Source organism: Thiohalophilus sp., assembly GCF_031581315.1.
In the GTDB taxonomy this organism is placed as follows: domain Bacteria; phylum Pseudomonadota; class Gammaproteobacteria; order UBA6429; family Thiohalophilaceae; genus Thiohalophilus.
Genome location: NZ_JAVLAZ010000053.1, coordinates 2,283 through 11,941 on the forward strand (window position 1 = coordinate 2,283; position 9,659 = coordinate 11,941).

Sequence of the window (9,659 nt, forward strand, 5' to 3'; positions counted from 1 at the left end):
TGGCAGGCAATAAAAAAGGCCGGGCGAACCCGGCCTTTTTTACACAGCCTGAGCCGTGATTCAGAAGCGCGGACCGGCGCCCTGTTCTTCGCTTTGCTGGACCTGGGCTATTTCGCTCTGTTTGCGAGCTTCGTTGGCCAGGCTGACCGCCTTGTCATATTCGCCTTTTTTGGCGGCTTTTTCGGCAGCCTTGATCATCTTGCCGGTATCACGCCAGGCGTAGTTGATGCTGGCAGCCTTGTTCAGTTCGGATTTGGCGGCACTGATGGCACTGTTGGCATCCTGCTGGGTCATGCTCGGACCGGTGGCACACGCGGCCAGAGACAGGGCTGCAGTCATCGCCAGAATTGCAATCTTCTTCATGGGCTCCTCCGATGGAATCACTTGTTTTGAGTTTATGGGGTTTGTTATTAACCGATCCTTTCGCGGACCTTGATTCTTATTAATGTTGGCCGGAGCGACATGTAGCCACCACGCCATACTTGAAAGTCATTATGCGGCGTCAGAATCGAGATGGCAACCGCTGATTTTTGCTAAAATCAGCTATCGGCCCGATTTACCGGTCCGGCAAAAGTCTTTATAATTCGGCGATTTACCTCAACCGGGACCCCAAAATGCTGCGAATTGCCCAAGAAGCTCTCACCTTTGATGATGTCCTGCTGTTGCCTGCTCACTCCGATGTTCTGCCCAAGGAGGTCTCTCTGGCGACCCGCCTGACGCGGGAGATCGAGCTGAATATTCCCCTGGCGGCGGCGGCCATGGACACCGTAACCGAGGCCCGGCTGGCCATCGCCATGGCCCAGGAAGGCGGTATCGGGATCGTCCACAAGAATATGGATTACCGGACCCAGGCTGAACATGTCCGGCTGGTCAAAAAATTTGAGAGCGGGGTGATCAAGGACCCGACCACAGTCACGCCCGACACGACGATTCGCGATGTGCTGGCGCTGACCCGGGCACAGAATATTTCCGGGGTGCCGGTAGTCGAAGGCGGTGAGCTGGTGGGGATTGTCACCAGCCGGGATCTGCGTTTCGAGACCCATTACGAGCAGCCGGTATCCAGCATCATGACGCCCAAAAATGAGCTGGTGACGGTCAGGGAGGGCGCAGCCCGGGAGGAGATCCTCCATCTGCTGCACGAGCATCGAATCGAGAAAGTTCTGGTGGTCAACGATAACTTCGAGCTGCGTGGTCTGATTACCGTCAAGGATATTCAGAAAGCCAGCGAATACCCCAATGCCTGTAAGGATGAATACGGGCAGCTGCGCGTCGGGGCGGCCGTCGGGGTTGGCGAAGGGACCGAGGAGCGGGTCGAGGCCCTGGTCGAAGCCGGCGTGGACGTCATCGTGGTGGACACGGCCCACGGCCATTCCCAGGGCGTGCTGGATCGGGTGACCTGGGTGAAAAAACAGTTTCCCGGGGTCCAGGTCATTGGCGGTAACATTGCTACCGGTGACGCAGCCCGGGCCCTGGTGGATGCCGGTGCCGACGGGGTCAAAGTCGGTATCGGTCCCGGCTCCATCTGCACCACCCGTATCGTGGCCGGGGTGGGCGTCCCGCAGATTACCGCGGTGGCCAACGTGGCCGAAGCGCTGGATGGTACCGGCGTACCGTTGATTGCCGATGGCGGTATCCGCTATTCGGGCGATATCGCCAAGGCGCTGGTGGCCGGATCCTACTGCGTGATGCTCGGTTCCATGTTCGCAGGCACCGAGGAGTCGCCTGGCGATGTGGAGCTGTTCCAGGGTCGCTCCTACAAATCCTACCGGGGGATGGGCTCGATCGGTGCCATGGGGGCCCGGCACGGTTCTTCGGATCGCTATTTCCAGGAAGGCGGCGAGACCGAGAAGCTCGTGCCCGAAGGTATCGAGGGCCGGGTGCCGTTCAAAGGCCCGTTGAGTCCGGTCATCCACCAGTTGCTGGGCGGGATTCGTGCCAGCATGGGCTATACCGGCTGTCGCAGCATTGACGAGATGCGGACCCGTCCCGAGTTCGTCCGCGTCACCGGTGCCGGGATGCGTGAAAGTCACGTTCACGACGTGCAGATCACCAAGGAATCGCCCAATTACCGGGTTTAACTCAAAGCTGCCGGGTATTACTGCATACCCGGCAGCGATTTCGTTCTTACTTTCCCCTTGAGTTTCAGTTAGTCACCAGTCGCCTCTGCCCGACAATGATGCTTTGCGTCACCCTTAAGCGTTTAAAAATGGTCTGGTCGCCAGTTGTCGCATTCTGAAGTCTGACGCGTATGGCTGTCGCTGGCAGGATTTTTTTTGTAGACTCGATAGAGAATTCAATAGATTCCGACGAGTCCAACTCCCTCTTCAGAGGCCATCAGCCATCACTATGTACAACCCCGTAACGCCGACACATGATACCCACCATCTGATCGACAAAGTGGTGCAGCGCGCCCGCAACAGCCTTCCCGCCCGGGAGCATGACAACATTGAACAGTTTATCCGTCAGTATCTGGCCGGTGTATCCCTGGAAGATCTGTCCGAACGCCAGCTGGATGACCTGTACGGCGCAGTGATCTCACACTGGAACCTGGCGCGTCGGCGCCGTTCGCAGCAGGTATTGATCCGGGTTCATAATCCCGAACTTGAAGAGCAGGGCTGGCAGTCGACGCATACGGTTGTTGAAGTAATCCAGAAGGATATGCCTTTTCTGGTCGACTCCGTTCGAATGGCACTGAACCGGCATGGCCTGACGGTTCATCTGATCATTCACCCGGTGATGCGTATTGAACGTGATGCTGAGGGCAACCTGAGCAAAGTGTTCGACGTGAATGAAATTGGTGATGAAACCACCAATGAAGCTTGCATGTATTTTGAGGTTGATCAGCAGAGTGATCCGGTTGTCCTGCAGGAGTTGCATGATGACATCGCCCGGGTGCTGGCGGATATCGAAGCCTGTGTTCAGGACTGGCAACCGATGCGGGGGCGTTTGCGAACCATTATCGAAGAAATCAGGGCAATCAAACCCCCACTGGATGATGAACAACTGGAGGAGGACCTGGCTTTTCTGGAGTGGCTGGATCAGGACCATTTCACCTTTATTGGTTATCGCGAATATCAACTCGAGCGTCGTAAAGGGAATGATTCTTTAAAAATTATCTCTGACAGTGGATTGGGGATTCTGCGAAACGCAGAGGATAATACCTATTCGCGCAGTTTCGAGCAGTTACACCCCCGGGCAAAACAAAAAGCTCACGAGCCGGCTCTGTTGATACTGACCAAGAGTAATTCCCGGGCGACCATCCACCGACCAGGCTATCTGGATTATGTCGGTATCAAGCGATTCAACACCGATGGAAAGGTGATCGGTGAATGGCGTTTTCTCGGATTATATACTTCTGCGGCCTATATTCGTCGTGCCACGGATATCCCGATGCTGCGACGCAAGGTGCAGTCCGTGATGCGTCGCTCCGGTTTTCGGCCGCATAGCCATTCACAAAAAGCGCTGTTAAATATCGTTGAAACCCTGCCGCGTGATGAGCTGTTTCAGTGTACCGATGATGAATTGTATGAGATATCGCGCAGTGTTCTGCAATTACAAGAGCGGCAGCGAGTACGGGTAATTGTGCGTCCCGATGCCTATGGAAGGTTCATCTCCAGCCTGATTTATATGCCACGGGATCGATTCAATACCGATGTCCGGCTCAAGGTGCAGGAAATTCTCACCAATCTGTTTAACGCCCGGGAAATGGATTTCACGGTCTGGCTGACCGATTCGGTATTGGCCCGCTTGCATCTGATACTGCATCTGCCACCTGGCGATTTACCCCAGTATGATATTGGTGATATTGAAAAACGGATAGCTGCTACTATTCGAAGCTGGAAGGATGATCTTCATGCCGCGCTAATTCATGAATATGGCGAGGAGCAGGGCAACAGACTGTTGCTGGATTATAATACTGCTTTTCCGGCATCCTATCAGGGAGACTATTCAGCAGAAATCGCTGCGCTCGATATTCACAAGCTCGAAGCCCTGGCAGACGGCCTGGATCTGGGGATGGGGTTATATCACCCGGTAGAGGCGCCGCCGGAGAAAATCCGGTTCAAGTTGTTTCACACGGAAGAACCTTTGTCCCTTTCTTTATTGTTACCCATTCTGGAGAACATGGGGCTCAAGGTAATTGATGAGCGTCCACATCGTCTGCGGCCAGCCGGACGTCCCATGGTCTGGCTGCATGATATCGGGATGGTATATGCGTATGAAGGTCAACTGGACACGGAACAGGTACGGAGCATTTTTCAGGATGCCTTTGTACGCATCTGGTATGGCGTGGTGGAAAATGACGGGTTGAATGCCCTGGTGTTGCGTGCCCGGTTAGACTGGCGTGAAGTTGTAGTGATTCGAAGCTGTGTCAAATATCTTAAACAGACCGGCTTCCCGTTTAGCCAGAACTATATGGAGCAGGCGCTGGTCGAGCATCCCCAGATTGCCCGCATGCTGGTGGATCTGTTTCTCGTTCGTTTCGATCCAGATGGTCAGACGCAAGCCACCGAACGTAGTGAGCGGATAAGTGATGCGATTCAACGCTCGCTGGATGAGGTTCCGACGCTTGATGCGGATCGGATATTACGCCGCCTGTTTGTCCTGATTCAGGCTATGCTGCGAACTAACTATTTTCAGACAATGGACCAGCAGGTGCCGAAACCCTACCTGTCGTTCAAACTGGATCCCCACAAAGTCCCCGATCTGCCCAGTCCCCAACCTCAGTTCGAGATATTTGTTTACTCGCCACAAACCGAGGGAGTTCATCTGCGAGGAGGCAAGGTCGCCCGTGGCGGCATACGGTGGTCTGACCGCAAGGAAGATTTTCGTACGGAAGTCTTTGGTCTGATGAAGGCCCAGATGGTAAAAAATGCCGTAATTATCCCCGTTGGCGCGAAGGGTGGTTTCATTGTGAAACAGAATTTACGTGGTCTGGAACGCGATGAGATAAACCAGCGGGTTATCAGTTGTTATAAAACTTTTATTCGGGGTTTGCTGGACTTAACCGACAATCTGGTTGATGACAAACCGGTCCCACCATCCCGGGTCGTCAGCTATGATGATCCGGATCCCTATCTGGTGGTAGCAGCCGACAAGGGGACGGCCTCTTTTTCAGATACTGCCAATGCCATCGCCCGCGAGTACAACTTCTGGCTGGATGATGCCTTTGCCTCCGGCGGTTCGACCGGTTACGACCACAAGAAAATGGGTATTACCGCACGTGGTGCCTGGGAATCGGTCAAACGCCACTTTCGTGAAATCGGCAAGGATATTCAGCAGGAAGAGTTTACCGTGGCCGGAATCGGGGATATGGCTGGCGATGTTTTTGGCAACGGCATGTTGTTATCCCGCCATATCCGATTGATAGCGGCCTTCAATCACAAGGAGATTTTTCTGGACCCCGCACCGGACGCCGAGAGCAGCTTCAGGGAACGTGAGCGCCTGTTCAACCTGCCGCACTCTAACTGGTCAGATTATGATCCGGCACTTATCTCCAAAGGTGGGGGCGTTTATTCCCGTTCGGCAAAATCCATTACGCTTTCTCCACAGGTGAAAAACGCGCTGCAAGTGGAAGCCGGATCACTGACACCCAACGAACTTATCACTGCGATTCTTAAAGCACCGGTCGAACTGTTCTGGAACGGGGGTATCGGGACTTTTTTCAAAGCCAGCAATGAGAGTCATGATGATGCGGATGATCGGGCTAATGACGCCCTGCGGATTAATGCCGATGAGCTACGCTGTCAGGTAATCGGAGAAGGGGGGAATCTGGGGCTGACGCAGCGTGCCCGTATAGAGTTTGCCCGACAGAGTGGGCGTCTGAATACCGATTTTATTGATAATTCCGGTGGGGTGGATTGCTCTGATCACGAGGTTAATATCAAAATCTTGCTCAACAAGGCGATGGGCGAGGGGTTGCTTGACGAATCACAGCGTAACCGGCTTCTCGGCAGTATGACCGAAGATGTGGCCCGGCTGGTTCTGATTAATAATTATCAACAAAGTGAGGCGCTCTCACTCAGCGAGTACCTGGCGCCAACATTGCTGGATGAGCACATTCGGCTGATGCGAGCGATGGAGCGCAAGGAGCTGTTACAACGCCAGACCTGGAATTTGCCCGATGACGAAAATCTGTCGGCACGGCGCAGCACTGAACAGGGCTTGAGCCGGCCTGAGCTGGCCGTGTTGCAGGCTTTCAGCAAGATCGATCTCTATCAGGAGTTACTGACTTCCGATGCGGTTGACGAACCATATCTTGTTAATGAACTGCCGATTTATTTTCCCGAGGCGATTGCCCGGGAATACCCGCAACATATGAACAATCACCCGTTGCGCCGGGAGATTATTGCCACATTCATCGCCAACAGCATGATTAACCGGATGGGGATGGCTTTTGCGTTTCGACTGCATGAACACACCGGCGCCCCGATTCCCGAGATCGCCTGTGCCTATCTGGCAACCCGAAAAATCTTTGATTTACCCGGCTTGTGGCGACAGATTGCATTACTGGATAACCAGGTCGAGGCCTCGGTACAGCTCGAAATGTTAAGCACCATTCGGCGCCTGGCCAATCAGTCCACGTTGTGGCTGTTGCAAAATGTTCCGCGTCCGCTGGATATCGGCGCCACCATCGACAAGTATATGGACAGTGTGACTTCGCTGGTTGATGCCCTGCCGGGCCAGGTTGTTGAGGAGGATAGTGAAGCCCTGGCCCAAGTGGCACAGGATTATCAGGAACAGGGGGTTCCCGAATCCTTCGCCTGGCGCATGGCGGGGCTACCCTACCTGTTTCCGGCGCTGGATATGGTTGAAGTGTCTTTGCACACACAACAAAGTCCGGTTTTTGTTGCTCAGGTATTCAATCGGCTGGGGGCGGCATTGAACTTGCACTGGTTACGGGATGAAATCGACCAATTATCGCGCAAAGAGCACTGGACGCGCCTGGCGCGTTCCGCCCTGCGCGATGAGTTGTATCGTCTGCAACGTTTGTTGACCGCCAGTGTGTTGGAATTTGAAACAAATACCGATGCGAAGCGGCTGTTCGAAAACTGGCGGAAGGCTCATAAATCGGTGCTGGAGCGCTACAGTCGACGGTTCGTGGAATTCAAATCGGCCCATGTGGATCTGGCCTTGCTCAACGTGGCGTTGAATGAACTGCAGAAATTGATTCGTAACCTTGATGAATCCGTCGAATCTTGAAAAGGACGGTTTCCTGCTTTCGCGATGTCATTGCCGCTCTGAAACTAATGCGCACAAAAAACCCGGCACACAGGCCGGGTTTTTTGTGACATTGCGAATCGACTTAGGATTCTGCCACCGAGGCGGCGTATTCCGCATCCGCCTGCTGTTTCTTATGTTGCTTGATACCCTTGAGCAGTGCAGCAAGGATTGCAAACGCGCCACTCAATAATGCCAGCGCCAGAGTGCCAAAGCTGATGTTGCTCAGTAGCGAGCTGGTCCCCTCGGAAATAGTGCTGATGAGATCCAGATCTGACAGGTAAACCGGCATCTCGAACAGCCGGCTAAACAACACGATGATCATAATCATGCCCATGATCATCTTGACGGTGTAGTCCCGGACATAGGTGGTGCCGATAGCACCAATCTGTACGCCGAACAGCGAACCGGCCAGGATGATCATCGCCAGACGAATGTCCACGAAACCTTCCCAGGCATAGAACAGGCTGCCGCCCATGCCCATGACGAATGCGACAACCAGTTCGGTCGCCGAGGCCATCAGCGCCGGGACGCCCAGAACATACATCATCGCAGGAACGCCGATGAACCCCCCGACTGCAATCGAGGCGGCCAGCAAGCCGGTGGCAAAGCCCAACGGGGCAATGAACAGGACCGAGACGCGTTTGCCACCGATGGAGTGGAAGCTCATCATGGTGCCGGGAATATTGATCGATTGTACCCATTTGGCCAGACGCGGCGTGATATGTTCCGCACCTTCCACATCGCCACCTTCGCGTTTGCAACGGAACGCATCGCGCAACACATAACCGCCGACCAGCGCCAGCACGACAATAAAGACCACGGAGACATAGAGATCAGTGCCTGTATCGCCAAAGTTGGTGCGAATATTGGTCATGAACTCCTTACCGACAAAGACACCGATCTCGGCAAAAATACCCATGATGAGTCCCAGCTTGATGTCGACCTGGCCATACTTGTTTCGCTTGATGGAGGCGACCAGTGCCTTGGGGAACTTGTGCGCCATATTACTGGCTACGGCGATCACCCCCGGGGCACCCAGGCTCATCATGGCCGGGGTCAGGACGAAGGCCCCTCCGGAACCGATGAAGCCGCTGACCATGCCGCCGATAAAACCGACCAGGAACAGCAAAAAGACGGTTGTTGCATTGAGATCCAGAAAATTGACAGCTTCCACGACATTAACCTCTCAAGATTATTTTTTCTTGGCTTTGAGACCCAGCGCTTCCCAGAAATAACCGGTGAAGGCGCCGTGCACCAGGGAGAAAACCAGGGCGATGATGATGGGGATAAAAAACAGGGTTTTGTCGCCGCGGCTGGTTGCCTCCGCCATGTGACGGATTTCATCGTTGAAGACGAATAATAAAATGTAGAGTCCCAGGCTCAGGCAGCCATACAGGATGGTGTAGAGGGTGGCCGTCGAGAGCATTTTGCGTCCGGGCGCCAGTTTGTCTGCAGGTTTGGTCATCATGCACTCCATGGATGCTTGCGGGTGCTTCCTCAGGCCGCTGATATTGCCCTGTGGAATATCACCCGGAGTTAGTCTGTTCAGTCTGGTTGCCGGCGAACTGACCGGCTGACAGAAAACTACAGGAAATTAGTAAGATATGCTTACCGAGGGCGCGTATTATGCGACAGCGTTTCAGTATTTACTAATGAAATTCTTTATGTAAATATTCCTTTATGGAATATCAAGATTTCCCCGATATCAATGGCTGGGCAGCCCTGCGGGCGATCGTCGAGCAGGGCGGCGTCTCCGCAGCGGCTGTGGCGCTGAATATCGGCCAGCCGGCCGTGACCAAGCGCCTGCGGGCCCTGGAAGCCAGTTACGGGACCCGGCTGATGGAGCGGGTCAGCGGCCGGTTGCGACTCACGCCCGCGGGCGAAAAGGTCTATCTGCTGGCGGTCCAGACCCTGGATCGCCAGCGTGCGTTGTATGAAGAGTTACAGAATCTGTATCTGGGGCAAAGTACGCTGGGTCTGGAGGTGACTTTCTCTATCGGTGAGCACCTGCTGCCGGATCTGCTTTTCCAGTTTGCCGATCGCTACCCTGATTACAAGATCGACAGTCGCATGGCCTATGGCCGGGATATCCAGTCCCATCTGGTGACCGGGCGGACCGATCTGGCGCTGATGGAAAATGCGCCGGATCATCCCGATGTGCTGGTGCAGAAGTGGGCCGATGATGAGTTGTGGCTGGTCTGCGGTGCCAGCCATCCCCTGGCGCGGAGTGAATGGCTGGCCGTGGAGCAGCTGACCGAACTGCCTTATGTGTTGCGCGAAAAGCATGCATCCAGCCGCGAAGAACTGGATCAGGCGCTAACCGGTATCGGGATTGAGAAACTGGACGTGGCGCTGGAGGTGGGTTCCACCGACACCATTGTCGAGATGCTGGGTCGAGGTAAACACGTCAGTTTCCTGCCGCGCTTTGCCGTCAAAGA

The 9,659-nt window shown here is 54.5% G+C and carries 6 protein-coding genes; 3 read left to right on the plus strand and 3 right to left on the minus strand.

Annotated elements, in window-relative coordinates:
* Positions 1-60: 60 nt before the first annotated feature.
* Positions 61-363, minus strand: coding sequence for a hypothetical protein (locus RI563_RS08875; protein ID WP_310694016.1), 303 nt, complete (start codon positions 361-363; stop codon positions 61-63).
* 254 nt (positions 364-617) lie between these two features.
* On the opposite strand from RI563_RS08875, the gene guaB reads away from it, so the two are divergent.
* Both guaB and RI563_RS08885 read left to right on the plus strand, forming a co-directional pair.
* On the plus strand, positions 618-2,078 hold the full coding sequence (guaB, locus tag RI563_RS08880) for an IMP dehydrogenase (protein WP_310694025.1): 1,461 nt from the start codon (positions 618-620) through the stop codon (positions 2,076-2,078).
* Positions 2,079-2,346: 268 nt separating this feature from the next.
* The gene (locus tag RI563_RS08885) at positions 2,347-7,200 is read left to right on the plus strand and encodes an NAD-glutamate dehydrogenase (RefSeq protein ID WP_310694017.1); all 4,854 of its coding nucleotides are present in this window, start codon (positions 2,347-2,349) and stop codon (positions 7,198-7,200) included.
* Between the two features lie 103 nt (positions 7,201-7,303).
* Here the strand turns inward: RI563_RS08885 and RI563_RS08890 are convergent, their stop codons facing one another.
* A complete protein-coding gene (locus tag RI563_RS08890; RefSeq protein ID WP_310694018.1) occupies positions 7,304-8,395 on the minus strand; it encodes a sulfite exporter TauE/SafE family protein in 1,092 nt (363 codons plus the stop codon).
* A gap of 18 nt (positions 8,396-8,413) precedes the next feature.
* Positions 8,414-8,686, minus strand: coding sequence for a hypothetical protein (locus RI563_RS08895; RefSeq protein WP_310694019.1), 273 nt, complete (start codon positions 8,684-8,686; stop codon positions 8,414-8,416).
* A 215-nt stretch (positions 8,687-8,901) separates the two neighbouring features.
* Between RI563_RS08895 and RI563_RS08900 the strand changes: the two genes are divergently transcribed.
* On the plus strand, positions 8,902-9,659 hold a 758-nt coding region (locus RI563_RS08900; protein ID WP_310694020.1), incomplete at its 3' end, for a LysR family transcriptional regulator.

Excerpts from the sequence above, each read along its gene's own strand:
- RI563_RS08895 (WP_310694019.1), bottom strand. The coding sequence starts at position 8,686 with ATGACCAAACCTGCAGACAAACTGGCGCCCGGACGCAAAATGCTCTCG.
- RI563_RS08875 (WP_310694016.1), bottom strand. The coding sequence starts at position 363 with ATGAAGAAGATTGCAATTCTGGCGATGACTGCAGCCCTGTCTCTGGCC.
- RI563_RS08885 (WP_310694017.1), top strand. The coding sequence starts at position 2,347 with ATGTACAACCCCGTAACGCCGACACATGATACCCACCATCTGATCGAC.